Genomic DNA, 25396 nt, shown 5'->3' on the forward strand with positions numbered 1-25396 from the left:
ACTTATGACCACCACTGCCATCCACCTGCTGTTACTCACCGACCTGGTCGCCGACCTGCCCGTGGCCGTGCGCCTGCAGCGCCTGGTGGGCAGCCTGCGCGCGCACTTCGGCTGCGAGGCCGTGGCCTTGCTAAAAATCGACGGCGAACACCTGCGCCCCGTGGCGATGGCCGGCCTGGCCAGCGATGCGCTGGGACGCCGCTTCGCCATCGCCGACCATCCGCGCCTGGCCGCCATCCTGCAGCGGCGCGGCGTGCTGTGCTTCCATCACGACAGCTCCCTGCCCGATCCCTACGATGGCCTGATCGCCGAGCGGGCTGGCGAGCCGCTGCCCGTGCACGACTGCATGGGCATGGCGCTGGACCTGGAAGGCGAACGCTGGGGCGTGATCACGCTCGACGCCCTGCAGGTGGGGACCTTCGACGCGCGCGCGCAGCGCGACCTGGGCGAACTGGCCTGCGCCATCGAGGCGGCCGTGCGCGTGACCCGCCTGGAAACGGAAATCCGCGCCCTGCGCCTGTCGGGCGGCGCCATGCTGGCCGATGCGCAGGCGCCGCGCGAGGAACACGACTTCGTCGGCCAGAGCAGCGCCATCATGCAACTGCTGCACGAGCTGCAGGTGGTGGCCGAATCGGACCTGCCCGTGCTGTTGCTGGGAGAGACGGGCGTGGGCAAGGAACTGTGCGCGCACCGCCTGCACCGGCTGTCGCGCCGCGCCGGCAAGCCGCTGATCCACGTCAATTGCGCGGCCTTGCCCGAGTCGCTGGCCGAAAGCGAATTGTTCGGCCATGTGCGCGGTGCGTTTTCCGGCGCCGTCAGCGACCGGCCCGGGCGCTTCGAGGCGGCCGAAGGAGGCACGCTGTTTCTCGATGAAGTGGGAGAGTTGCCGCTGTCGATACAGGCCAAGCTGCTGCGCACCTTGCAAAATGGCGAAATCCAGCGCCTGGGCGCGGACCGGCCACGCCGGGTCAACGTGCGCGTGATCGCCGCCACCAACCGCAGCCTGCGCGAGCATGTGCGCGACGGTACCTTTCGCGCCGACCTGTATCACCGTTTATCCGTGTATCCCGTGCCGATTCCGCCGCTGCGCGAGCGGGGCAATGACGTGCTGCTGCTGGCCGGCGGTTTCCTGGAACTGAACCGCGCGCGCCTGGGCCTGCGCAGCCTGCGCCTGTCCGCCGCGGCGGAAAACGCGCTATGCCACTACCGCTGGCCGGGCAACGTGCGCGAACTCGAACATGTGATCAGCCGGGCCGCGCTGAAAGCGGTGATCCGCGGTGCGGACCGCAAGGACATCGTGACCCTGGAAACGGATATGCTCGACCTCGATGCGCTGGACGCGCCGGCCGGCACGGATGCGCTGCCGCCCCTGCCAGGCGTGTGCGGCACGCCGGCGGCGCCGCTGCTGTCGATGCATCAGATCGTCGAAGCGAGCCAGCGCCAGGCCATCCGGCAAGCGCTGGCCCTGCATCAGGATAACTGGGCCGCTGCCGCGCGTCAGTTAGGGCTGGACGCCAGCAATTTACATAAACTGGCGCGCCGGGTGGGACTGAAAGCCTGACGCTGCGCTACAACTCAGCGGTGAATCACCAGGGTGGTCGGCAGGCTGTGCAGGTAGGCGGCCAGGTCCTTGATGTCCTGGTTGCTCAGCGGTTTTACCTGGCCCGTCATGATGGCGTTGTTGCGGCCGTTGGCCTTGTCGCCCCGTTTATATGCCGTCAAGGCGTGTTCCAGGTAATCCTTGTGCTGGCCCGCCAGTTTCGGGTACGACGGGTCGATGGGCGAACCATAATCCTTGCCGTGGCAGGTGGCGCAGCTGTATTTTTCGGCCAGGGCTTTACCTGTATTGATATTGCCGGCGGCGCTGGCGCCAAACGAGACGGTGGCGCAAACGAGGGCGGCGAGTAGTGTTTTCATCTGGCTGATCCTCAGTTCGGCTTGGCTTGTTGCGCATAATACGCGGCGACATCGGCGATATCCTGGTCCGACAGGCTGCTGGCGATGCCCTTCATGCTGGGGTGCTTGCGATCGCCCTTCTTGTAGGCTTGCAGCGCATTTTCGATGTATTTTGCCGGCTGGCCGCCGATCATTGGCACCTGGAACACTTCGGGGAAGGTCGCCTTGTAACCGGGAATGCCGTGGCAACCGATACACATTTCCACCTTGGCAGTCGCTGCCTTGGCGTTTCCTACAATGTCAGCCGCTGTGACGGCATTTGCTATGCCGGCAAGCACGAGAAGTGCAAATATTTTTTTCATAGTGGCAATGTGAACAAAGGTAATCGGAGAAACGCCAAAGCTGGTTTTTTTTGATCTTATGTGTTGACAATTAAGGTTGACAATTAATCTGCTGCTTGCCGATTCTAGCCAAGATATTCTTGCAAGTCCACCTATAAAACCCGCATTGTAGGCAGGCGGGCACAGGCCGTCCGCGTGGCGGTGCGCCACAGTTCTGTTTATACTCTCCATTTCCCTACTTTGGCAGACCGCTCATGCAAGCACAGCACTCCCAGCAAGGCCAACGCTTCGAAGGTTCCGACAGCTATGTCGCCACCGCCGACCTGAAACTGGCCGTGAACGCGGCGCTGACCCTGCAACGCCCGCTGCTGATCAAGGGCGAACCGGGCACGGGCAAGACCATGCTGGCCGAGGAAGTGGCCGCCGCGCTGAACATGCCACTGATGCAATGGCACATCAAATCGACCACCAAAGCGCAGCAGGGCTTGTACGAGTACGATGCCGTGTCGCGCCTGCGCGATTCGCAGCTGGGCGACGAGCGCGTGCGCGACATCCAGAACTACATCGTCAAGGGCGTGCTGTGGCAAGCGTTCACGGCGCCCGAACCGGTGGTGCTGCTGATCGACGAGATCGACAAAGCCGACATCGAATTCCCGAATGACCTGCTGCGCGAACTGGACCGCATGGAATTCTATGTGTACGAAACGCGCGAAATGGTCACGGCGCGCCATCGTCCGCTGGTCATCATCACCTCCAACAACGAGAAGGAATTGCCGGACGCCTTTTTGCGCCGCTGCTTCTTTCATTACATCAAATTCCCGGACAAGGACACGATGGAGCAGATCGTCGCCGTCCACTACCCGCACCTGAAACAGGAATTGCTGGCCCAGGCGCTGCAAACCTTCTACGAAGTGCGCGACGTGCCAGGACTGAAGAAAAAGCCGTCGACCTCGGAATTTCTCGACTGGCTCAAGCTCCTGCTGGCCGAAGACATCCCTGCCGAGGCGCTGCGCAGCAAGGACAACAAGGCCGTGGTGCCGCCGCTGCACGGCGCGCTGCTGAAGAACGAGCAGGACGTGCACCTGTTCGAGCGCCTGATGTTCATGTCGCGTACCAACCGCTAAGGAGCGCCGGTGAACGACATCAGCCCGGACATGGTCTTCGTGCCCCTGGAACTGCACGGTATCCGCCTCGAAGCGCTGGCGCCGCACCACGCGCAAGGCCTGCGCGCGGCGGCCACGGATGGCGAACTGTGGAATCTGCGCGTCACTTCCGTGCCCGAACCGGACCAGGTGGACCAGTATATTTTCAAGGGCATCGAAATGCGCCCCGCGCGCTTCGCCTTTGCCGTCATCGACGTGGCCAGCGGCGAGGTGCTCGGCACCACCAGCTACCACGACGTGGTGCCAGCCATTGGCCGCCTGGAAATCGGCTACACCTGGTATGCGCAGCGCTGCCAGCGCAGCCACGTCAACACCACCTGCAAATTGCTGCTGCTGACGCACGCCTTCGACACGCTAGGCTGCGCGCTGGTGGGCCTGCGCACCGACAATTTCAACCACGCCTCGCAGGCGGCCATCGAACGCCTGGGCGCGAAAAAGGATGGCGTGCTGCGCCACCATGCGCTGCGCCGCGATGGCACCGTACGCGACACGGTCATGTACAGCATCACGCGCGGCGAGTGGCCGGAAATAGCCGCCCATCTGCGCTACAAGCTGGCGCAGCGCCCCATCGCCGCACTGCCCCGCGCAGGAGCTGAAGGGACCGAAGCAGGGACAGAGGAAGCGCCATGCTGATCGATTTCTTCTTCACGCTCAAGGATGCGAAGATTCCCGTCTCGATCAAGGAATTTCTGACCCTGCTTGAAGCGCTGCAAAAGAACATCATCGACGCCTCGATGGACGATTTCTACTATCTGGCGCGCCTGACCCTGGTCAAGGATGAAGCGCATTTCGACAAGTTCGACCGCGCGTTTGCACAGTACTTCAAAGGGGTCAATGCGGCCTTCGAGACGAATGCGGCGATTCCGCTCGACTGGCTGCTGAAACGCATGCAGCGCGAGCTCTCCGAAGAGCAAAAGGCGCAGCTGGAAAAATTCGGCTACGACAAGCTGATGGACCGCCTGAACGAGCTGCTGAAGGAGCAGAAGGAGCGCCACGAGGGTGGCAGCAAGTGGATCGGCACGGGCGGTACGTCGCCGTTCGGCAATGGCGGCACGAATCCGGAAGGCATCCGCATCGGCGGCAAGGGCGGCAACCGCACGGCCGTCAAGGTCTGGGAAGCGCGCAGTTACAAGGATTACGACACCGAGCGCGAACTGGGCACGCGCAACATCAAGGTGGCCTTGCGCCGCCTGCGCAAGTTCGCGCGCGAAGGCGCGGAAGACGAACTGGCGCTCGACGCCACCATCGCCGCCACGGCGAATAACGCCGGTTATCTGGACATCCGGATGCGGCCCGAGCGCAAGAACCGCATCAAGGTGCTGATGCTGTTCGACGTGGGCGGCAGCATGGACGACCATATCGAGCGCACCGAGGAACTGTTCTCGGCGGCGAAGACGGAATTCAAGAACATGGAATTCTTTTACTTCCACAACTGCGTCTACGACACTCTGTGGAAGAACAACCGGCGCCGCAATGCCGAGCGCTTTTCCACCTGGGACGTGCTGCGCAAGTATCCGCCCGATACCAAGCTGATTTTCGTCGGCGACGCCACCATGAGTCCCTATGAAATCCTGCAACCGGGCGGCAGCGTCGAATACAACAACGAGGAAGCGGGATCGACGTGGCTGGCGCGCTTTACCCAGGCGTTCCCGAAATTCATCTGGCTCAATCCCGAGGCGGAGGGATTGTGGCAGTACCGCCAGTCGATCGGCGTGATGCGGCAATTGATGAACAACCGCATGTTCCCCCTGTCGATCGACGGGCTGGAACGGGGCATGCGTCTGCTCAGTAAATAAAGTCGCACAACAAAAAGTCCATGGCGGCATGCCGCCGCCATGTCGTACACTGCGGTACAAAACTACCGTGCGGAGCATCTCCGCTGCGGGCGGGTACCATACGCTGACACCAGCCCTGCCCCATCCTGCTGCATCCTGTGCGCGGCCGCCATGGCCGCGACACTGTTCGATTGCGCACATCGTGCGCGCCTTCTGCTCCGGTAGAATCGGCGTATCGCTCTGCGCAAACCATGCACCATCGCTGCACCACGACATTGCCGCGCCAGCCTCCGTGCTGCCGGCCGGTGCCAGCGCCATTTTCAAAGGAATGAGCATGCAAAGTCTGATCTCGATCGCCGCCGACCTGTCCTGGCCGTTCGCCATTACCCTGGCCTGGGTGGTGGGCGAATTCGGCCACCGCTGGACGGGCCTGCCGCGCATCAGTTTTTACGGCGTGATCGGTTTCGTCCTGGCGCAGACGCAGGTAGGCGTGCTGCCGCAGACGGACGCCGGCCCCATGCTGGTGCTGGCCGACGTGGCCTTCGGCCTGATCCTGTTCGAGGTGGGCTACCGCATCAACCTGCGCTGGCTGAAGAACAACCCGTGGATCGCCGTCACGGGCCTGGTCGAATCCCTGCTGACCTTTGCCGTTGTCTACTTCATCGGCATCGAATTCGGCAGCACCTCGATGACGGCGCTGCTGCTGGCGTCCCTGGCCATGTCCACCTCGCCGGCCACCATCATGCGCGTCATCAACGAGGAACGCAGCTCGGGCCAGGTGACGGAACGCATCGTCCACCTCACTGCCTTGAATTGCGTGCTGGCCGTCTTCACGTTCAACATCATCGTCGGCTTCTGGATGTTCCAGAGCTCCACCGACTTGATCGAGGCGAGCAGCAGCAGCGCCGCCGTGCTGGCCGCCTCGGTGGGCGCCGGCACCGTCTTTGGCATCGTCGTGCCGGCCATGCTGCGCCGCCTGGGCAATATGGCGCAGGATGCCACCGTCGCCTTTGCACTGTCGGTGATGCTGCTCGTCGCCCTGACCTACACCACCAGCCTGTCGCCGCTCCTGGCCACCCTCACGTTCGGCCTGGTGGCGCGCCACCGCAGGGTCGCCTTCAGCCAGGCGCAGCGCAATTTCGGCGCATTGGGCGAGCTGCTGACGGTACTGCTGTTCGTGTATGCCGCCTCGACCCTGGAATGGGCCAGCGTGACGGCCGGCGCGGGCCTGGCCCTGGCCGTCGTCGGCGGGCGATTGCTGACGAAAGTCGCCGGCGTCGCCGCGTTCTCGCATGTCAGCGGCATTTCCTGGCGCAAGGGCGTACTGACGGGCGTGGCGCTGACGCCCGTCTCCGTCTTCATCATCCTGCTGCTCGAGCACGCGCGCCAGCACGGCGTGAACTTCGGCGACGAATTGAACGCCCTGGCCGCCATCACCCTGGGCCTGGAACTGATCGGCCCCGTGCTGGTGCAGCGCGTGCTGATGCTGGCCAAAGAAACCCACGAAATCAAGGAGCGCTAAATGCCGCTGGAACCCTTTGGCCAATCGGCCGCGCTGACCTTTGGCGTCGAACTCGAACTGCAACTGGTGAACCTGTCGGACTATGACTTGACGGCCGCCAGTCCCGACCTGCTGCATCTGCTGAACAAGAAGCCCTTCCCTGGCAACGTCACGCCGGAAATCACCGAGAGCATGATCGAGATTAACTCGAGCGTGCACACGCATCACGGCCCCCTGCTGGAACAGTTGCAGGAAATCCGCGACACCCTGATCACGGCCGGCGACAAGCTCAATATCGGCATCGCCGGCGGCGGCACGCACCCGTTCCAGCAATGGTCGTCGCAAAAGATCTTTTCCAAGCCACGCTTCCAGGAGATTTCGGAACTGTACGGCTACCTGGCCAAGCAATTCACCATCTTCGGCCAGCACGTGCACATCGGCTGCGCCTCGGGCGACGACGCCATGTTCCTGCTGCATTCGCTGAACCGCTACATCCCCCACTTCATCGCCCTGTCGGCTTCTTCGCCCTACGTGCAGGGACGCGACACCCTGTTCGATTCGGCGCGCCTGAACTCCGTGTTCGCGTTTCCCATGAGCGGACGCGCGCCGTTTACGCTGAGTTGGGATCAGTTCTCCAACGAGTACTTCGCCAAGATGGAAAACACAGGCATCATCAAGAGCATGAAGGATTTTTACTGGGACATCCGTCCCAAGCCGGAATTCGGCACCATCGAACTGCGCGTGTGCGACACACCGCTGACGGTGGAGCGGGCCGCCGCGCTGGCCGCCTACCTGCAGGCGCTGTGCCGCTACCTGCTCGAACGCAAGGAGGTGCCGCCGGTGGAAGACGATTACCTCGTCTATAACTACAACCGCTTCCAGGCTTGCCGCTTCGGCCTCGATGGCGCCATCACGCATCCGAAGACCTACGAAACGATGTCGCTGCGCGAAGACATCATGACCACCCTGCGCAAGATGGAACCGCACGCCGAAGCGCTGGGCAGCACGCCAGCCCTGAAACACCTGTCAGACGTGGCCAAGCAATGGAGCGACGCGCAATACCTGCGCAAGCAGCACAGCCTGCAGGGCAGCGCCGAAGGCATGGTCGATTCGGCGATCCGCTGCTTCCGTGGCGAACCGATGAATTATTGAGGGCTGGCCCGTTCACCCCAACACCTGAACTGCCGGGGTCGGACCCTCAGGGTCCGACCCCGGATCTTGCTTTTGGGGTGCAATCAGGCGCAACCACGCCAACCCAAAAAACCACACCCGCCGCCCCCGTCATTTACAGTCCCCGTCCCCGCTTGTTACAATAGGTGAGAATGATTCTTATTATTGTTTAAACCAAGGACCCAGCCCCGCTGGATGGGCCATGCAAAGGGAACGCGATGCCGCTGGCAGAGCCGCTACAACGCCAGGACATCGCGACACTGTATGCCGACCACCACGGCTGGCTGCAGGGTTGGCTGCGTAAAAAACTCGGCAGCACGGCCTGCGCGGCCGATGTGGCGCAGGACACCTTCATGCGCCTGCTTGACCGCGAAGACGCCGTCGCCGCGCGCGAACCGCGCGCCTTGCTCGCCACCGTGGCGCAGCGCGTGCTGTTCAACCATTACCGTCGCCAGAAACTGGAACAGGCCTACCTCGATGTGCTGGCGCAGCTGCCGCCCCGCCATGCGCCATCGCCGGAAGAACGCGCGCTGCTGCTGGCCACCGTGTCTGAACTCGACCGCATGCTCGACGGCTTGCCGCCCCCCGTCAAACGGGCTTTCTTGCTACGCCAGCTCGACGAACTGCCGCAGGAAGACATCGCGCGCCAGCTCGGCATCTCGCTGGCGACAGTAAAACGCCATCTGCAGCGCGCCGGCAGCGCCACGCAGGCGTGGCAGCAGCTGCAAATGCAGCATGAACACCTGCCGCCCGCGGCGCACGCGAGCCTGCTGCGCGCCTGCGTGCAAGCCAACGCGCCGCGCCGTCATGCCGTCAAGACCCTGGCCCTGCTGCTGGCCTGCGGCGCCTCGCTGTATGCGTTTGAGCGCCGCAGCCCATGGCGCGGCTGGACGGCCGACTATCGCACGGCCGTCAACCAGCGCCGCGTCGTGACCCTCGATGACGGCACGCAGCTCACGCTCAACACCAGCAGCGCCGTCAATATCGTTTACAGCGGCGCACAACGCCGCATTCAACTGCTGGCCGGAGAAATCTTCATCGCCACCGCCAAGGATGCAGTACAACGTCCCTTCTTCGTCGGCACACCGCACGGCAGCCTGCAGGCGCTGGGCACGCGCTTCACCGTGCGCCTGCACGATGGCTATGCCAGCGCCGGCGTGCTCGAAGGCGCCGTCGCCGTGCTGGCCGATGATGGCGCACGGCGCCTGCTGCTGCGTGCCGGCGAAGGCGCGCATTTCGACGGCACGGGTGTACACCGCCAGGCGCTGGCGCCGTATGGCGGCGCGTGGCTCAATGGCATGCTGGTGGCGCGCGACATGCGCCTGGCCGATTTCCTCGCCGAGCTCTCGCGCTACAGCGACCATCCATTGACCTGCGCGCCCGCCATCGCCGGCCTGCGCGTGTCCGGTTCCTACCCGCTGGCCGATGTGGGCGCCATCCTCGACGCCGTCAGCGCCAGCCTGCAACTGCGGCGCAATACCGTCACGCGTTTCTGGGGTCATCAAGTCGTCAGGATCGAACTGGCGGCCCACTGAAAAATATTTTCTGCAAAGTGAGCTGTTTAAGCGTGCTCGCGTGACTTGGAAGACAGGCAGTCTCCATCTTGCGCATCCACGAAAGGTTACATTCCATGCACCACGCTTCGCGTTCCCTCCTTACCCGCACCGTCCTGGCCTGCGCCCTGTCGCAGATCGGCATGGCCCTGGCCCTGCCGGCATCAGCCCAGGCGCAAGCCCGGCAAGTGCACAGCTACAGCATCCCCGCCGGCGCGCTCGGTGACGTGCTGACCCGCTTCGGCAGCGACAGCGCCATTTTATTGTCGTTCTCCAGCGAGTCCACGCAAGGCTTGCGCAGCGCCGGCCTGCAAGGCAGCTATGGCGTACAAGACGGTTTCCGCGTGCTGCTGGCCGGCAGCGGCCTGCAAGCCGTGCCGCAATCGAATGGCGGCTACCTGCTGCAAAAGATCCCCGCCAGCGCCAGCGCACCCACGACGGACAGCCGTGGCGTGGCCGTCATGAGCGGCGTCACCGTGGTGGCGGCGGCCGAGCGCAGCGCCGCCACCAGCGGCACGGGCAGCTATACGGGCGGCCCTGCCAGCGGTGCCACAGGACTGGCCCTGACGCAACGCGAAACGCCGCAGTCGCTGACCATCGTCACGCGCCAGCAGATGGATGACCAGAACAGCAACGCCGTTTCCGACGTCATGAAAAACGTCAACGGCGTCAACGTGCAAAACTATGACAGCGACCGCTGGAGCTTCTGGGCGCGCGGCTTTGCCGTCACCAATTTCCAGTACGACGGCGTGTCGGCCATCTACGACGGCGTCTACGACTGGGGCACGACCAACAGCGACATGGCCATCTACGACCGCATCGAAGTGCTGAAAGGCGCGACGGGCTTGATGAGCGGCTCGGGCGACCCGTCGGCCACCGTCAACATGGTGCGCAAGCGCCCCACCGCCAGCTTCGAGGGCTCGGCGACCCTGGGCGCGGGATCGTGGGACAACTACCGCGGCGAAGCCGATGTCTCCGGTCCCCTGAACGACAGCCGCACCGTGCGCGGCCGCCTGGTCGGCGCCTACCAGGACAAGCATTCCCACCTGGACCGCTACACGCAGCAGAAATCCGTCGCCTATGGCATCGTCGAGGCGGATCTGACACCCGTCACCCTGCTGACGGCCGGCTTCACGCACCAGGATTACAAGCCGCGCGGCTCGACCTGGACGGGTTTCCCCGTGCTGCTGGCCGACGGCTCGCGCACGGATTTCCCCACCTCGTGGAATCCGGCCACGGACTGGAGCCGCCGCGACATGCAGAACACCACGCTGTTTACGTCGCTGGAACATACGTTCGCCAACGAGTGGAAAGTAAAATTGAGCGCCAACCAGCTGCGCAGCAAGCATGACAGCGTGCTCGGTTCGGCCAGCGGCGGCAATCCCGCTCCCGTCACGGGCGAAGGCGCCTACTTCTTCATGGGCAAATACAAGGGCGACCGTCGCCAGACCACCGTCAACGTGGACGCCAGCGGGCCATTCACGGCCTTCGGCCGCCGGCATGAAGCGATGCTCGGGTATTCCACCTCGACGGCAAAACAGGATGGCCCCGTATATGAGTCGATCTATCCCCCCGTCGAAGGCAGCTATTTCGACTGGCGCGGCCAGTACGCGGAACCGGCGTTCACGCGCCTGGGCAACGACAACGACAAGACACGCCAGAGCGGCCTGTATGGAGCGCTGCGCCTGCGTCCCGTCGACGCGCTGTCCATCATCGTCGGCGCCCGCGTCAGCAACTACAAGCAGGAGCAGGACCGCACCTTCTTCGACAGCGGCACGGCGCGCATCAAGTCGCGTATCGACGAAAGCAACGTCATCACGCCGTATGCGGGCGTCGTGTATGACCTGGACAAGACGTATTCCCTCTTCGGCAGCTACACGAGCATCTTTGCGCCGCAAAGCAACCGCGACATGAACCGCAACTTCCTCGCCCCCGTGCGCGGCAAGGGTTTCGAGGCGGGCGTGAAAGCCGAATTCATGGAAGGCAAAGTCAACGCCAGCGCCTCGCTGTACCAGATCCGCCAGAGCAACGTGGCCAACTATGTGGGCGAGGTCAATGGCGAAGAAGCGTATGAGGGCATCGACGGCGTCACCAGCCGCGGCCTGGAAATGGAAGTGACGGGCGAAGTGCTGAAAGATGTAAAACTGAGCGCCGGCTATACCTATACGCGTATCCGCGACAAGGATGGACAGGAAGTATTTTCCACCATGCTGCAAACGACGCAGCCGCCGCACCTGCTGCGCGTGCAGGGTACATGGCGCCTGCCAGCCAGCCTGAATAAAATCACCGTGGGTGGTGGCGTCAACTGGCAAAGCGGCTTCTACGGCCATATCTGGAACCCTGCCGTCAATGACTATGCGCGCATTGAACAAGGTGGCTTTGCCCTGGTCAACCTGTTGGCCCGCTACGAAATCAGCAAGAACACGACGGCCAGCCTGAACGTAAACAACCTGACGGGTAAAAAGTACTTCACGGGCCTGGGCCTGTTCCAGACGGGCTTTTACGGCGAACCGCGCAATGTGATGTTCACCGTGCGCACGAAGTTTTAACGCGAAGTTCTCACTAAGCGCCGTACAGCGCCAGCGCCCAGGCTGGCGGGCGCAATTCCAGCGCCAACGGCAGGTAAGCAGGGTCAAAGCGCGCCGCCAGCAGGTACACATTGGCGGCGCCCTTGGTCTCCCAATTCCCCGTAAAACCTTTTTCGCCGGCCGCCACGCGTTTGCGGTCGAAGGGCACGGCGCTTTTCGCGAATTCCTCGTGCGTTTTCCTGCCCTGCGCGTACGGCGCCAGCCAGGCCAGCGCCTCGGCCAGGCGCCGCGCTTCCGGCGCGCCATACCAGTCGTCGCCATGCGCCTGCGCCATCAGGGCCGTCGTCAACAACGGCTCCAGGCTGTAGGTGGTGTAATGCAGGGCGTCGCGCTGCTCGAAGTCGAAGGGCACGCCGCCGGCGCCGATATTGCGCGGCACGTGCGCCAGGAAGCGCTCCTTCGCGCGCGCGATCAGCAAGGCGTCGCCCGTGACATACGCGGCGGCCGTGCCGATCTTGATGCGGTGGCTATGCCAGTTGTTACGCGCCGTGGACGGGCCGCCCACCTTGATGGGGTCACTCAGATACCCTTGCGCCAGGGTGCGGCAAAACGCCTGCACCTGCTCGCGCTCGACGCCGTTCAAGCGCTCCTGTACCAGGTCAAAGCCGATCAGCAGGCTGGCCAGCTCCGTCTCGTCGACGGGACTGAACGAGGGCTGGTAGCCGCTGCTCCAGGCCAGCAGCAACTGGCGCGCCGCCTCGAAATGCGCCATCTCGCCCGATAATCGCCAGGCCAGCGCCTGCAAGCGCACCTGGCGCCAGTCCTCCTGCGCCTGCTGGCTGGTCTCGCGTCCGCCTTCTCCCTTCAGCAAGCCGCCCGTGCGCACTTCGGCCATCAGGTGCACGGGCCGCGCCGCATCCTTGCGCGCCGCCTTGACCACCTGCTCGGCAATGGCCGGCGCCACCCGCGCCTTGAGCGTGCGGGCGCGCGCAGCGGACGTCAGCGCAAACGGCCGCGCCCCCTCACGCGGGTGCGGCGCCGCGCGCAAGCCCGCCAGGGGCAGCGCCAGCAGGCCGGCCAGCAAGGTGCGCCGGCGCATCAGATGCGTACTCAAAACCGCGTCTCCCGCGCCGCGCGCAAAAAATTATCGAGGATGGGCGTGCAATCGAGCAGTTCGACGCCGCCCGCCGAATGAAATTCCGGATGCCATTGCAAGCCCATGACGAAGCGCGCCCGCTGGTAGCGGATGGCTTCGACGATATTGTCGCCCTGCGAATACGCTTCCACGGTGATATCGCGCCCCAGCTCCTTGACCGACTGATGGTGGATGGAATTGACCAGCGCCTCGCCCGTCTTCGGGAACATGCCCGCCAGCGACGAGCCTTTCGGGAAGACGATGGTGTGGCGGTGGCGGTCATACAGGTCGTTGACGTGGGAGGTCGCGCCTTCCACGTCCGAGGCGATGTCCTGGTACAGGGTGCCGCCAAAGCCCACGTTGATCAGTTGGCAGCCGCGGCATATTCCCAACACGGGTTTGCCCGCGTCGACGAATTCGTGCAGCAGTTCCAGTTCGTACAGATCGCGCGCGCGGTCGCCGTTCCATTCCGGCCGCGTGGCCGCCTCGGAATACGTCTGCGGCGAGACGTCGGCACCGCCCTGCAGCACCAGGCCGTCCAGGTGGCGCGCATAGTGGCGCAAGGTGATATTGCTCGGGTGTAGCTGGCCACTGGTATTGACGGTCGGGATCATGAACACCAGCACATCGCGCGACATGACCCACTGCGCGATCGACTCTTCCAGGTATTGCAGGTTCTTGCTGCGCAGGCCAGTGGCGCCCGGCTCCGGGTGGAAAATGCGCGCCGAGATGCCGATGCGCAGGGTACGCCGCATGAAATCGCGGCTGGCCTTGTCGCGCATGGAGCGGTAGCGCGACGAGATCACCCGCCAGGCCAGCGCCAGCGGCGTGTCGTTATCCTTCAGGTAGCGGGGGGCAGCGTCGCGCGCGCGGTGCTCATCATCGGGCGCCCGGCGGCCCACGCGGTCGGGCCGCGCTGACGCTGCGGGATCGGTGGAAGGGGGATGCTGGGGATCTTTTTCGTCTGACATGGCAAGGCTGACTGAAAGCGGAGACGTTTTCAATATAAACCCCTGCCTCCCAAAGCACGATTCAATTTTGTAACAAAAGCACATGCGCGGCGCATCCACGCAACACGCCGGCAGTAAAACTGCATACAGCCTGCATACAGTCCGTTTACGCGGGCGGCCCCGCTTTTTAGAGAATCTTTACGCCCCCGCTGCTAATCTTGAACGTACCTCAACCACCGCTGCAAAGCCACCATGGAACCCCATTCACGCCTGCAAACGCATCAAGCACATCAAGCACTGCCCCACCGCCATCCCCGCCTGCCCACTTTCCTCATGCATATCACGGTCGACAAGTCCTGCCTGGCCGAGCTGCGCCAGCTGGTCGTCAAGACGTGCGGCGGCATGCTGTCGTTCATGCGCGTCGAGGCGGTCGACCACGCCGAACGCATGAAGGTCTGGCTGTGCGTGACGGAGCCGGCCCTGCGCCTGACCATGGATGCCGTCATGCGCCTGCTGCCGGCGGCGGAATTTGGCCGCATCAGCCAGGGGAAATCGCTATGAACCAGTATGCCTGCGAGCAGGCGATGTCTTCATCGCGCATCACCGCGCACTTCCAGGGCATCTGGGTGCCGATGGTCACGCCATTCCGTGACGGCGAAATCGATCTCGACGCCGCCCAGCAGCTCGCTTGCGAGCTGGCCACCAGCGGCATCGATGGCCTGGTCGTGTGCGGCACCACGGGCGAAGCGGCCATGCTGAGCGCCGCGGAACACACCATGCTGCTCGATAGCGTGCTCGAAGCCATCGGCCCCCGCTTCCCCGTCGTGATGGGTATCGGTGGCAGCGATACGCGCAGCGTCGTCGCCACGGTACAGCGCTATCACGACCATCCGCTGGCCGGTCTGCTGATCTCGGCACCGTCATATGTACGCCCTTCGCAGGACGGCATCGTGCGCCATTTCGAGGCCATCGCCGCCGCCACCGACCAGTCCATCGTGCTGTACAACGTACCGGCCCGCACGGGGGTCAATATCGAACCGCAGACAGCGGCGCTGCTGGCGCGCGACTCGCACTTCGTCGCCATCAAGGAAGCGGGCGGCAAGCTGCAGCAACTGGGCGAACTGCTGCTCGACACGCGCCTGGACGTGCTGTGCGGCGACGATGCGCTGCTGCTGGCCAGCCTGTCCATGGGTGGCCATGGCGCCATGTCGGCCGCCGCCCAGATACGCCCCGACCTGTATGCGCAGCTGTACCACCTGGTCAGGCAGGGCCGCCACGGTGCCGCCGGCGCCCTGTTCAAGGTCATGCTGCCCGTCATCCGCCTGCTGTTTGCCGAACCCAATCCTGGCCCCGTGAAAGCGGCGCTGGCCATGCAGGGCAAGGTGCGCGACGAGCTGCGCCTGCCGATGACGCCGATGTCCGCCGCCGGCCAGCACAAGCTGGCCGAAGCACTCGAGCCCCTGATGGAACTGCCCGTATGGACAGCCGGCGACAAGGACGCGCCGCGCGAAGGCTGTCTGCTGCAACTGGTCTCCGCTTCCAACATCATGCCAGCCGTACGCCAAGATGATCATCGCCATCACGGATGAACGCGGGGGGATGGAAAAATCCATCCTGGCCGGGCGGCTGGCCGCCTCGCGCGCGCTGGCCGGACGCAAGGTATTGCTGCTCGATGCCGATCCGCGCCAGGGAGCCATGGAGCAGGCGAGGAACATGCACGACGGCGCCATGCACGGCAGCCTGACGCGGCCACGCCTGATGGCGCGCGCCATCAGCGCCAAGGGTTTGCAGCCGGAGCTGGAACACCTGGTGAACTGCTACCACGACATCGTCATCGACAGCGAAGGCCGCGACTCCATGGGCAGCCGTTCGGCCCTGATCGCCGCGCGCGTACTGGTGGTGCCGCTGGACGGGGTCGTGGACAGCGACGCGCAGGCTGGCCTGGCGCGCCGCATCGCGCACGCGCGCAGCGTCAATCCGGACCTGCGCGTCCTGCTGGCAACGGACACACAAGCGGCCCCCGCCCATGCCCTGGCCACACAGATTCCGGCCGCCCGCGTGGTCAGCCTGGGACAGTTGTACTGCGCCGTCTTTAACCTTTCCACTTAGCCCGGCACGCAAAAAAGGCGGCGCATGCGCCGCCTCTTCTTTCATCTGCGTCAATTAAAACGTTTTGCTGACCGTCAGCTGCAGCGCCGTCTTGCCCATGAATTTGCCATTTACGGGCGACGCATAGGCCAACTTGCCCGCGTTCGTGCCGATCACGGCCAGCGCGCCTGTCACCACGCCGAAATCGCGCGTGACGCCCACTTTCCAGTCCGTGTAGCTAGCCGCATCATTGTTTTTGACCTTCTGGTGGCCCGCGTGCAGGTTGCCGGTCCAGCCGTTCGTCAAGTCGATATTCGCGCCGATGTCCAGGTAAGCGCTGTTCTTGCTGTTGACCATACCGAACAGGTTGGAGACGGCGTGCGAATACTTGATATAGGCGGGGCCATACGACAGCTGGCCGTAGACTTCCTGCGTGTCCGCGTTGGCCAGGCCGGCGATATTCTTCAAGCCGTTGTCCGCATACACATACGCCAGCACGCCCACGTCGTAGCCGATATCGGTCGTCAGTTGGCCGCGCTTGCCCGCATACAGGTCCACTTCCACGTCGCCGCTGCCGCCCGCATCCTTGGTCCACTTGATGGTGGAAGCCCAGGCGCCCGCATACAGGCCGGTCGGATTGTTGACATAGTCGACGCCGCCCTGCAGCGCGGGTTTCAAGCGCGTCTGCGAAATGCCGCGATAGCGATAGTCGGACACGCCGGCCACGTTGAAGCTGACTTCGTTGTCGGGCTTGGCCTCTTCCGCGTGGGCCAGGCTGCCAGTAAAGGCGGTCGCGACGGCAAGTGCAAGTAGCATTTTATTCATGGTTTTTTCTTCTTCATGGGTGGTATGGGCCTTTGCCAACATGGCGCAGCTGGCCCGCCGCTGCAAAAAAATAGGGTAAAGCGTCCCCCTGGCGCGCGCGGCGCCTGTTTTCCAACAGGGGATTCACAGGTGTTAGAGCGGCAGCAGCAGCCGGTAGCCGACGGCCGTTTCCGTCAGCAGGTGCTGCGGCTGGGCCGGATCGGCTTCCAGCTTCTGACGCAAATGCCCCATGTAGATGCGCAGGTAATGGCCGTTTTCGCTATTCGATGGCCCCCACACTTCGCGCAGCAGCTGCGGATTGGTGACCACCCTGCCAGCGTTCTTCACGAGTACCGAGAGCAAGCGAAATTCCGTCGGCGTCATGTGCACCAGTTGCTTGTTGCGCGTCACCAGGCGATCCTTCAGGTCAACCCGCACGTCGCCGAACTGCACCACGCCATCATCGCTGGCGGCGGGCTGGCGCTGGCGGCGCAAGGTGGCGCGCACGCGGGCCAGCAGTTCGCCCACGCCGAACGGCTTGGTGAGATAGTCGTCGGCGCCCGCGTCCAGCGCGCGGATCTTGTCCTCTTCGTCGACCCGTGCCGACAGCACGATGATGGGCACGGCCGACCATTTGCGGATGTCGGCGATGAAGTCGATGCCGTCGCCGTCGGGCAGACCCAGGTCCAGCACGATCAGGTCAGGCCGGCGCGTGCCGGCATCGATCAAGCCGCGCTGCATGGTGGCGGACTCGAAAATCTGCCAGCCCTCGTCTTCCAGCGCGGCGCGCACGAAGCGGCGGATTTGCGGTTCATCCTCGACCAGCAAGGCGGTGGCGGAAGGTTCATTCATGATGGTTTTCCTGTTTCATGGTCGTTGGCGTCATCGAGCTCGATCTCTGGCGGCGCAGGGGGCGTGCCCAGCGGCAGGCTGAAGACGATGGCAGCGCCCTGTCCCGGCGTGTGCGGCTGCGCGTGGATGGTGCCGCCGTGGGCTTCGACGATGGCGCGGCAAATGGCCAGCCCCAGTCCGACGCCCGGCTTGTTCGATTCGCGCTCGCCGCGCGTGAATTTTTCAAAGATGGCCTCTTCGCGGCCGGGCGGCAGGCCCGGGCCATCGTCAAACACCCTCACCTGCAAAAACTGGCCGTGCACCCCGGCCGCGACCGTGATGGTGCTCCCGGGCGGCGTGTACTTGGCCGCGTTTTCCAGCAGGTTGCACAGCACGCGCTCGATCAGCACGGCGTCGTAGCGCACCAGCGGCAAATCCGGCGCCAGCTGCGTCTGCACGGCATGCTGCTGCAATTGCGGGCCGCTGGCGCGCAGCGCGCTGCCCACCACTTCTTCCAGCGCCTGCCATTGCAGGTTCAGGCGCACCTGCCCGCTTTCGATGCGCGCCATGTCCAGCAAGTTCGCCACCAGGGCGCTCATGCGCACGGTTTCGGACTGCAGCGAGCGCGCCATGTCCAGCTGCGCGGCCGACAGCGCAGGCCTGGACAGGGCCAGCGACTCGGCCAGTCCCACCAGTGACGTCAATGGCGTGCGCAAATCGTGCGACAGGGCCGCCAGCAGCGAATTGCGCAGCCGCTCGGACTCCATCTGCAGCAGCGCGCCCTGGGCCACGTCGATGTAGTGCACGCGTTCGAGGGCGATGGCCGCCAGGGCGGCAAAGGTATCGAGGTGCTGGCGCTGTTCCGGCACCAGCAGCCAGCGCCCGTGCTGGGCAGCCTCCAACGGCAACAGCGCCAGCACGCCCCGCGTGCGCATCGGCGCGATCAGCGGCAGGTAGAAAATGGGCGAAGCCGGCAAGGTATCCGTGCCCGTCCCCGCCGCCTGCGCGTGGTCGAAGGCCCACTGCGCGATGCCGATATCGAGCGGCTCGCCGCCGTTCGACGTCTGCAAGCTGCCCTCGTCATCAGGTAAAAGCAAGGTGGCGCGCGCGCGGAAAGCCCGCTCGATGGCGCTTTTCGTGATGTCGAAAATCTGCTCCGTCTGCAGCACGCCGGACAATTCACGCGAAAACTCGTACAGGGCGCGGGCACGCGCTTCACGGTGCGAGGCCACGCGCGCCTGGAAGCGCAGGCCGGCCGTCAGGTGGCCCGTGATCAGGCCCACGGCCAGCATCACGCCAAAGGTGATCACGTACTGAAAATCGCCCACCGCAAACGAAAAACGCGGCGGTACGAAGATGAAATCGAAGCAGGCCACGCCCACCAGGCTGGCCAGCGCCGCCGGTCCGCGCCCCAGGCGCACGGCCACCAGCACCACCGTCAACAACGACAGCATGGCGATATTGGCCAGGTCCAGGTAGGGTTGCAGGGGCACCGAGGCGAGGGCCGTGCCCAGGCTGGCACCGGCGGCCAGCAGGTAACGCCAATGGCGCGATGGCCTGCGCGGCGCCTGCGCATCGTCGCCCGCCGCACGCCGCAGCGCCGCATCGGCTGGTGGCAAGCCGACCTCGATCAAATCGATATCGGGCGCCAGACTGGCCATGCGCACGGACGGCGGCGCCTGCCACAGGCGCGCCAGTACACTGGTTCGGCCACGGCCCACGATGACTTTCGAAATATTCGCATTGCGCGCATACTCGACCACGGCGCCGGCGATGTCGGCGGACGGCACAATGGCCGTGCGCGCGCCCAGGTCCTGCGCCAGTTTCAGGGTTTTCAGGATACGTTCGCGCTCGCGTGCCGGCAGGCGCTGCAGGCGCGGCGTTTCCACGTACAGTGCGTGCCATTCCGCATTCAGCTGGCTGGCCAGGCGCGCCGTGCTGCGGATCACGTGTTCGCCCCCCGCGTGCGGTCCCACGCAGGCCAGCAGCGCGGCGCCCGTCTTCCACACGGGATTGATGGATTTCTCGACGCGGTAAGCCTGCACGTCGTCCTGCACCCGGTCCGCCGTGCGGCGCAAGGCCAGTTCGCGCAAGGCGATCAGGTTGCCCTTGCGGAAAAAATGCTGGGACGCCCGCTCAGCCTGCTGCGGCTGGTATACCTTGCCCTGCTTCAGGCGGCGCAACAGTTCGTCGGCCGGGATATCGACCAGCACCACTTCATCGGCGCGGTCGAACACCGTGTCGGGCAGGGTTTCTGCCACGCGCACGCCGGTAATCCCCCCCACCACATCATTGAGGCTTTCCAGGTGCTGCACATTCACGGTCGACAGCACATCGATGCCGGCCGCCAGCAATTCCTCGACATCCTGCCAGCGCTTCGGATGGCGCGAACCGGCCACGTTCGAATGGGCCAGTTCATCCATCAGTATCAGCGACGGCGCGCGCAACAGGGCCTCGTCCAGGTCGAACTCGAACAAGGTCTTGCCCCGGTACTCGATGGCTTTTAGCGGCAGCACTGGCAAGCCGTCAAGCTGGGCCGCCGTATCCTGGCGCCCATGCGTTTCCACCACGCCCACCAGCAAGTCCTGGCCATCGGCCAGCAGTTTGCGGGCGGCCGCCAGCATCGCATAGGTCTTGCCGACGCCGGCCGAGGCGCCGAAATAAATGCGCAGCCGGCCGCGCGCGGCTTTCTTTTCCTGCGCCTGCACTTGCGCCAGCAGGGCATCAGGGTCGGGGCGTTGGCTGTCGTTGGGGAGCATGGGCATCTTTTAATGTCAAAACCAGGGGCAAAACCGGCGGCTCCGCCCCTGCATCATCTTACTTCGCAGCCGCATCGAGCGCCAGATTCAGTTCCAGCACATTCACGCGCGGTTCGCCGAAAAAGCCGATATATGCGGTTTTCTGCACCTTGGCGATGGCGTTTTCCACCTGCGCCAGCGGCACTGCGCGCACGCGGGCCACGCGCGGCGCCTGGTACAGGGCTGCCGCCAGGCTGATTTCCGGGTCCAGGCCGCTGCTCGACGCCGTCACCAGATCAACGGGAATGGCGCGCGTATTGCCGGGATCAGCTTCCTTCAGGGCGGCGATGCGCGCCTTGACGGCGTCCACCAGGGCCGGATTGGTCGGTCCCTGATTCGAGCCGCCCGAACCGGCGCCGTTATTGGCCATCGGCGCGGTGGCCGATGGCCGGCCCCAGAAATACTTGGGCGAGGTGAAGGACTGGCCGATCAGCATCGAGCCGACGGGCTTGCCACCACGCTCGACGATGCTGCCGTTGACTTCATCGTTGAAAGCCAGCTGCCCGATGCCGGCCGTGACAAACGGATAGACCACGCCGCAGATCACGGTCAGCGCGGCAAACAGGACCAGGGCGGGACGTACGATAGTGCTCATGATGGTTCCTTTAGACTAAATTGAGTGCGGACAGCAGCATGTCGATCAGCTTGATCCCGATGAAGGGCAGGATGATGCCGCCCAGGCCGTAGATCAGCAGATTGCGGCGCAACAGGCTGGCCGCGCCGATGGCCCGGTATTGCACGCCTTTCAGCGCCAGCGGAATCAGCACGACGATGATCAAGGCATTGAAGATCACGGCCGACATGATGGCCGACGCGGGGCTGGACAAGTGCATGATGTCGAGCGCCTTCAACTGCGGATAGGTGCCCACGAACGCCGCCGGGATGATGGCGAAGTACTTGGCGATGTCGTTCGAAATCGAGAACGTCGTCAGCGAACCGCGCGTCATCAGCATCTGCTTGCCGATTTCAACGATTTCCAGCAGCTTGGTCGGATTCGAATCCAGGTCGACCATATTGCCAGCCTCTTTCGCCGCCTGCGTACCCGAATTCATGGCCACGGCCACGTCGGCCTGCGCCAGCGCCGGTGCGTCGTTGGTGCCGTCGCCCGTCATCGCCACCAGGCGGCCTTCGGACTGGTAGCTGCGAATCAGCTTGAGCTTGTCTTCCGGCGTCGCTTCGGCAAGAAAATCGTCCACGCCCGCCTCGGCGGCGATGGCCGCAGCCGTCAGCTTGTTGTCGCCCGTGATCATGACGGTCTTGATGCCCATGCGGCGCAGTTCCGCAAAACGCTCCTTGATGCCGCCCTTGACGATATCCTTCAGTTCCACGACACCCATGACGCGGCCGTCGTCGACCACCACCAGCGGCGTGCTGCCACGGCGCGCAATATCGTCGACGGCGCGCGACACCTCGACCGGATACGGCTGGCCCAGCGCTTCCACATATTTTTTCATGGAATCGGCCGCGCCCTTGCGCAACTGGCGCACCAGCTGATCGCCCGGAATATCCACGCCGCTCATGCGCGTTTGCGCCGTGAAGGGCACGAAGGTGGCGTGCAGGCTGGCCATCTCGCGTTCACGGATGTTGAACTTCTGCTTGGCCAGCACGACGATGCTGCGACCTTCCGGCGTTTCATCGGCCAGCGAGGCCAGTTGCGCCGCGTCGGCCAGCTGCTGCTCCGTCACGCCAGGCGCCGGCACAAAGGTCGAGGCCTGACGGTTGCCCAGGGTGATGGTGCCCGTTTTGTCGAGCAACAGCACGTCCACGTCGCCCGCCGCTTCCACGGCGCGGCCCGAGGTGGCGATCACATTGGCTTGCATCATGCGGCTCATGCCGGCCACGCCGATGGCGGACAGCAGGCCGCCAATGGTGGTCGGAATCAAACACACGAGCAGCGCGATCAGCACGGTGATGGTGACCGGCGTGCCGCTGCCGGCCGCCGCCACGGAAAACAGCGAATACGGCAGCAAGGTCACGGTGACGATCAGGAACACGATCGACAGCGCCACGAGCAGGATCGTCAGGGCGATCTCGTTCGGCGTCTTCTGGCGCTTGGCGCCTTCGACCATGGCGATCATGCGGTCGATAAACGCTTCGCCCGGGTTGACGGAAACGCGCACCAGCAGCCAGTCCGACAGCACGCGGGTGCCGCCCGTGACGGCCGAAAAGTCGCCGCCCGATTCGCGGATCACGGGCGCCGATTCGCCCGTGATGGCGCTCTCGTCGACGGAGGCCACGCCGGCCGTCACTTCGCCGTCGGCGGGAATCACGTCACCCGCCTCGACCAGCACCGTCATGCCCTTGCGCAGGTCGGTGGCTGGCGTGGGCAGCCAGGAGGTGCCGTACTTCGGCGTTTGCATTTTCTTTGCCATCACCGTCTGCTTCAGGGCGCGCAGCGAGGCCGCCTGGGCCTTGCTGCGGCCTTCGGCCAGCGCTTCGGCAAAGTTCGCAAACAGCACGGTAAACCACAGCCACACGGCGACGGCGATGATGAAGCCGAACGGCGCTTCACCCTGGCCGTTCAGGGCCTGGATGGCCAGCAGGGTCGTGATGATGCTGCCGACATAGACGACGAACATCACGGGGCTGCGCCACTGCGTGCGGGGGTCAAGTTTTTTGAACGCATCGACGATGGCGGGGCCAATCAATGCGGAATCGAACAAGGTCAGGCTTGTGCGTGACATTTTATTAGCCTCGTGTGAAAAGTTGCAGGTGTTCGACGATCGGGCCCAGGGCCAGCGCGGGAACGTAATTGAGCACGCCGACCAGCACCACCACGCCGATCAGCAAGCCGATGAACATGGGGCCATGCGTGGGCATGGTGCCGGCATTGGCCGACAGGCGCTGCTTGGCCGCCAGCGAACCTGCCACCGCCAGCACGGGTACGATCACGCCGAAACGGCCGAACCACATGGCGATCGCCAGCATCACGTTGTAGAACGGCGTGTTGGCGGACAGACCGGCAAACGCGCTGCCGTTGTTGTTGGCCGCCGACGTGAAGGCGTACAGGATCTCCGAGAAACCGTGCGCGCCCGGATTGGCCACGCCGATCTTGCCCGGTTCGACCATTACGGCGATCGCCGTACCCGTCAATACCAGGGCTGGCGTGACCAGGATGGCCAGCGACACCATCTTCATTTCATAGGCCTGGATTTTCTTGCCCAGGTATTCAGGCGTGCGGCCTATCATCAGGCCGGCGATGAAGACAGCCAGGATGGCAAACATCAGCATGCCGTACAGGCCCGTGCCCACGCCGCCGAAAATCACTTCGCCGAATTGCATCAGCAGCAGCGGCACCATGCCGCCCAGGGGCATGTAGGAGTCGTGCATGGAATTGACTGCACCGCAGGATGCCCCCGTCGTCACCGCCGCGAACAGGGTCGAGGAGCTGATGCCGAAGCGCGTTTCCTTGCCTTCCATATTGCCGCCCGATTGCAGGCTGCTGGCCTGCTGGTCCACGCCCAAGGCTTGCAAGGCGGGATTGGCTTGCTGCTCGGCGCTCATCACACCGACCGTCATGACGACGAAGATCAGGGTCATCGCGGCCAGCACGGCCCAGCCCTGGCGCAGGTCGCCCACCATGCGGCCGAACGTGAAGCACAGGCCGGCGGGAATGATGAAAATAGCCAGCATCTGCAGGAAGTTCGACAGCACGGTCGGGTTTTCGTACGGATGCGAGGAATTGGCATTGAAGAAACCGCCGCCATTCGTGCCCAGCAGCTTGATCGATTCCTGCGAAGCGACGGGGCCCATGGCGATCGTCTGCGTGGTTGCCACTTGCGCTTCCATCACGGGCTTGCCGGCCGTATCCAGAACGGGCTGACCGTCGGCCGTCACTTTCGGCGTTTCATACGCCACGTGGTCGAGCAGGGTCACTTCCTTGTAGGCGGAAAAATTCTGGATCATGCCTTCGCCCATGAAGACGACCGACAGGGCCAGCGACAGCGGCAACAGGATGTACAGCGTGGAGCGCACCAGGTCGACCCAGAAGTTGCCGATCGATTTACCCGAGCGCGAGGCGAAACCGCGCACCAGCGCGAAGATCACGGCGATGCCGGTGGCCGCCGAAAAGAAATTTTGGCATGCCATGCCCAGCATCTGGGTCAGGTAGCTCATGGTCTGCTCGCCGCCATAGCCCTGCCAGTTGGTATTGGCGACGAAGCTGACGGTGGTATTGAACGAGGAATCGGGGCTGACGGCGCCCAGGCCCTGTGGATTGAGGGGCAAGAAGCCCTGCAGGCGCTGCAGGCCGTACACGAAGACGGCGCCCACCGTGTTAAACACGATCAGGGCGATGGCGTAGCTTTTCCAGCCCATGGCCTTGTCGGCGGGCAGACCGGACCAGCGGTACAGCAGGTTTTCAAATTTTTGCAGCCAGCCCAGGCCGCGCACGGGGCCGTCGCCGGCCACCCTGGCCATGTACAGGCCCAGCGGATAGCCGGCGGCCAGCAGTACGGCCAGGAAGGCCACCAGCAGCATTATCGATTGCGTCGTCATCACAGTTCCTCCGCCTTCAACAGCGCCACCAGCAGGTACACGAGCAGGCCAGCCGAGACCACGGCGCCCAGCACATAAAACGCGTTCATTTGACGCTCCCTAATTTGTCGCAGGCGACGGCAAAGCCGGCCGCCACGACGAAAAAAACGGCAATCAAGCCGAGATACACGATATCCATTCCCACCCTCATTCAGGTTTGTTTTGATAGTGAGCAGATTAGCCAAAAGGGTCTAAAAAATTCGTAAAGACTGGGGAGGTGCTTGTAAACAAGATGTAAAAACGGCGGCTTTACCGCATAAAATTGTCCACAATGGGCGCCAAACCACGCGCGCGGCGCACTGTTGTTGCCCTGGAGTAGCGCTATTG

The 25396-nt window shown here is 64.1% G+C and carries 22 protein-coding genes and 1 pseudogene; 12 read left to right on the forward strand and 11 right to left on the reverse strand.

Annotated features, from left to right (window positions below; all coding sequences use genetic code 11):
- Positions 1-4: 4 nt before the first annotated feature.
- A complete protein-coding gene (gene norR / locus O0882_RS05780; RefSeq protein WP_289946052.1) occupies positions 5-1561 on the forward strand; it encodes a nitric oxide reductase transcriptional regulator NorR in 1557 nt (518 codons plus the stop codon).
- A gap of 14 nt (positions 1562-1575) precedes the next feature.
- Here the strand turns inward: norR and O0882_RS05785 are convergent, their stop codons facing one another.
- Positions 1576-1917: a cytochrome c gene (locus O0882_RS05785; protein ID WP_071075485.1), complete on the reverse strand. Its 342-nt coding sequence runs from the start codon at positions 1915-1917 to the stop codon at positions 1576-1578.
- Between the two features lie 11 nt (positions 1918-1928).
- Positions 1929-2258, reverse strand: coding sequence for a cytochrome c (locus tag O0882_RS05790; RefSeq protein ID WP_092796428.1), 330 nt, complete (start codon positions 2256-2258; stop codon positions 1929-1931).
- Between the two features lie 233 nt (positions 2259-2491).
- Between O0882_RS05790 and O0882_RS05795 the strand changes: the two genes are divergently transcribed.
- The 8 genes and pseudogenes from O0882_RS05795 (at position 2492) to O0882_RS05830 (ending at position 11948) form a co-directional block, all read left to right on the forward strand.
- The gene (locus tag O0882_RS05795; RefSeq protein WP_071075484.1) at positions 2492-3361 is read left to right on the forward strand and encodes a MoxR family ATPase; all 870 of its coding nucleotides are present in this window, start codon (positions 2492-2494) and stop codon (positions 3359-3361) included.
- 30 nt (positions 3362-3391) lie between these two features.
- Complete coding sequence (locus tag O0882_RS05800; protein ID WP_289946854.1) at positions 3392-4033, forward strand: GNAT family protein; 642 nt, start codon at positions 3392-3394, stop codon at positions 4031-4033.
- On the forward strand, positions 4027-5196 hold the full coding sequence (locus O0882_RS05805; protein WP_289946053.1) for a hypothetical protein: 1170 nt from the start codon (positions 4027-4029) through the stop codon (positions 5194-5196). The genes O0882_RS05800 and O0882_RS05805 overlap by 7 nt, the downstream gene beginning before the upstream one ends.
- A gap of 313 nt (positions 5197-5509) precedes the next feature.
- Entirely contained in the window at positions 5510-6697 is a 1188-nt protein-coding gene (locus O0882_RS05810; protein ID WP_219132729.1) for a cation:proton antiporter, read from the forward strand.
- Positions 6698-7828, forward strand: coding sequence for a YbdK family carboxylate-amine ligase (locus tag O0882_RS05815; RefSeq protein ID WP_219327933.1), 1131 nt, complete (start codon positions 6698-6700; stop codon positions 7826-7828).
- Positions 7829-8064: 236 nt separating this feature from the next.
- Positions 8065-8547 (forward strand): annotated as a pseudogene (locus tag O0882_RS05820) (sigma-70 family RNA polymerase sigma factor); the annotation flags it as partial.
- A gap of 27 nt (positions 8548-8574) precedes the next feature.
- A complete protein-coding gene (locus tag O0882_RS05825; protein ID WP_289946857.1) occupies positions 8575-9381 on the forward strand; it encodes a FecR domain-containing protein in 807 nt (268 codons plus the stop codon).
- Positions 9382-9476: 95 nt separating this feature from the next.
- On the forward strand, positions 9477-11948 hold the full coding sequence (locus O0882_RS05830) for a TonB-dependent receptor (RefSeq protein ID WP_289946059.1): 2472 nt from the start codon (positions 9477-9479) through the stop codon (positions 11946-11948).
- Between the two features lie 13 nt (positions 11949-11961).
- Here the strand turns inward: O0882_RS05830 and O0882_RS05835 are convergent, their stop codons facing one another.
- Entirely contained in the window at positions 11962-13041 is a 1080-nt protein-coding gene (locus tag O0882_RS05835; RefSeq protein WP_289946061.1) for an alginate lyase family protein, read from the reverse strand.
- The gene (locus O0882_RS05840; RefSeq protein ID WP_289946062.1) at positions 13038-14033 is read right to left on the reverse strand and encodes a type 1 glutamine amidotransferase; all 996 of its coding nucleotides are present in this window, start codon (positions 14031-14033) and stop codon (positions 13038-13040) included. Before O0882_RS05840 ends, O0882_RS05835 begins: the two co-directional genes overlap by 4 nt.
- A 231-nt stretch (positions 14034-14264) precedes the next feature.
- Between O0882_RS05840 and O0882_RS05845 the strand changes: the two genes are divergently transcribed.
- Genes O0882_RS05845 through O0882_RS05855 form a run of 3 tightly spaced genes read left to right on the forward strand, consistent with a single transcriptional unit; the run spans position 14265 to position 16121 of the window.
- Positions 14265-14573 carry a hypothetical protein gene (locus tag O0882_RS05845; RefSeq protein ID WP_289946063.1) on the forward strand — a complete coding sequence of 103 codons (309 nt, stop codon included), beginning with the start codon at positions 14265-14267 and terminating at the stop codon, positions 14571-14573.
- Positions 14570-15601, forward strand: a complete 1032-nt coding sequence (dapA, locus tag O0882_RS05850; RefSeq protein ID WP_289946064.1) for a 4-hydroxy-tetrahydrodipicolinate synthase — start codon at positions 14570-14572, stop codon at positions 15599-15601. The genes O0882_RS05845 and dapA overlap by 4 nt, the downstream gene beginning before the upstream one ends.
- Positions 15579-16121, forward strand: coding sequence for a ParA family protein (locus O0882_RS05855; RefSeq protein ID WP_289946066.1), 543 nt, complete (start codon positions 15579-15581; stop codon positions 16119-16121). The genes dapA and O0882_RS05855 overlap by 23 nt, the downstream gene beginning before the upstream one ends.
- Before the next feature lie 54 nt (positions 16122-16175).
- Here O0882_RS05855 and O0882_RS05860 read toward each other — a convergent pair whose 3' ends face one another.
- From O0882_RS05860 to kdpF, 7 genes are all read right to left on the reverse strand, one after another.
- Complete coding sequence (locus tag O0882_RS05860) at positions 16176-16925, reverse strand: TorF family putative porin (protein WP_289946068.1); 750 nt, start codon at positions 16923-16925, stop codon at positions 16176-16178.
- Between the two features lie 132 nt (positions 16926-17057).
- On the reverse strand, positions 17058-17756 hold the full coding sequence (kdpE, locus tag O0882_RS05865; protein WP_096237871.1) for a two-component system response regulator KdpE: 699 nt from the start codon (positions 17754-17756) through the stop codon (positions 17058-17060).
- A complete protein-coding gene (locus O0882_RS05870) occupies positions 17753-20494 on the reverse strand; it encodes a DUF4118 domain-containing protein (protein WP_289946070.1) in 2742 nt (913 codons plus the stop codon). Before O0882_RS05870 ends, kdpE begins: the two co-directional genes overlap by 4 nt.
- A gap of 58 nt (positions 20495-20552) precedes the next feature.
- Positions 20553-21128: a potassium-transporting ATPase subunit KdpC gene (kdpC, locus tag O0882_RS05875; protein WP_289946072.1), complete on the reverse strand. Its 576-nt coding sequence runs from the start codon at positions 21126-21128 to the stop codon at positions 20553-20555.
- 10 nt (positions 21129-21138) lie between these two features.
- Complete coding sequence (kdpB, locus tag O0882_RS05880) at positions 21139-23217, reverse strand: potassium-transporting ATPase subunit KdpB (RefSeq protein WP_289946074.1); 2079 nt, start codon at positions 23215-23217, stop codon at positions 21139-21141.
- 4 nt (positions 23218-23221) lie between these two features.
- Positions 23222-25030: a potassium-transporting ATPase subunit KdpA gene (kdpA, locus tag O0882_RS05885; protein ID WP_289946075.1), complete on the reverse strand. Its 1809-nt coding sequence runs from the start codon at positions 25028-25030 to the stop codon at positions 23222-23224.
- Positions 25030-25119: a K(+)-transporting ATPase subunit F gene (gene kdpF, locus O0882_RS05890; RefSeq protein WP_034746483.1), complete on the reverse strand. Its 90-nt coding sequence runs from the start codon at positions 25117-25119 to the stop codon at positions 25030-25032. The genes kdpA and kdpF overlap by 1 nt, the downstream gene beginning before the upstream one ends.
- Between the last annotated feature and the right edge of the window lie 277 nt (positions 25120-25396).

This window comes from Janthinobacterium sp. SUN073 (genome assembly GCF_030397665.1).
Taxonomy (GTDB): Bacteria; Pseudomonadota; Gammaproteobacteria; order Burkholderiales; family Burkholderiaceae_D; genus Janthinobacterium.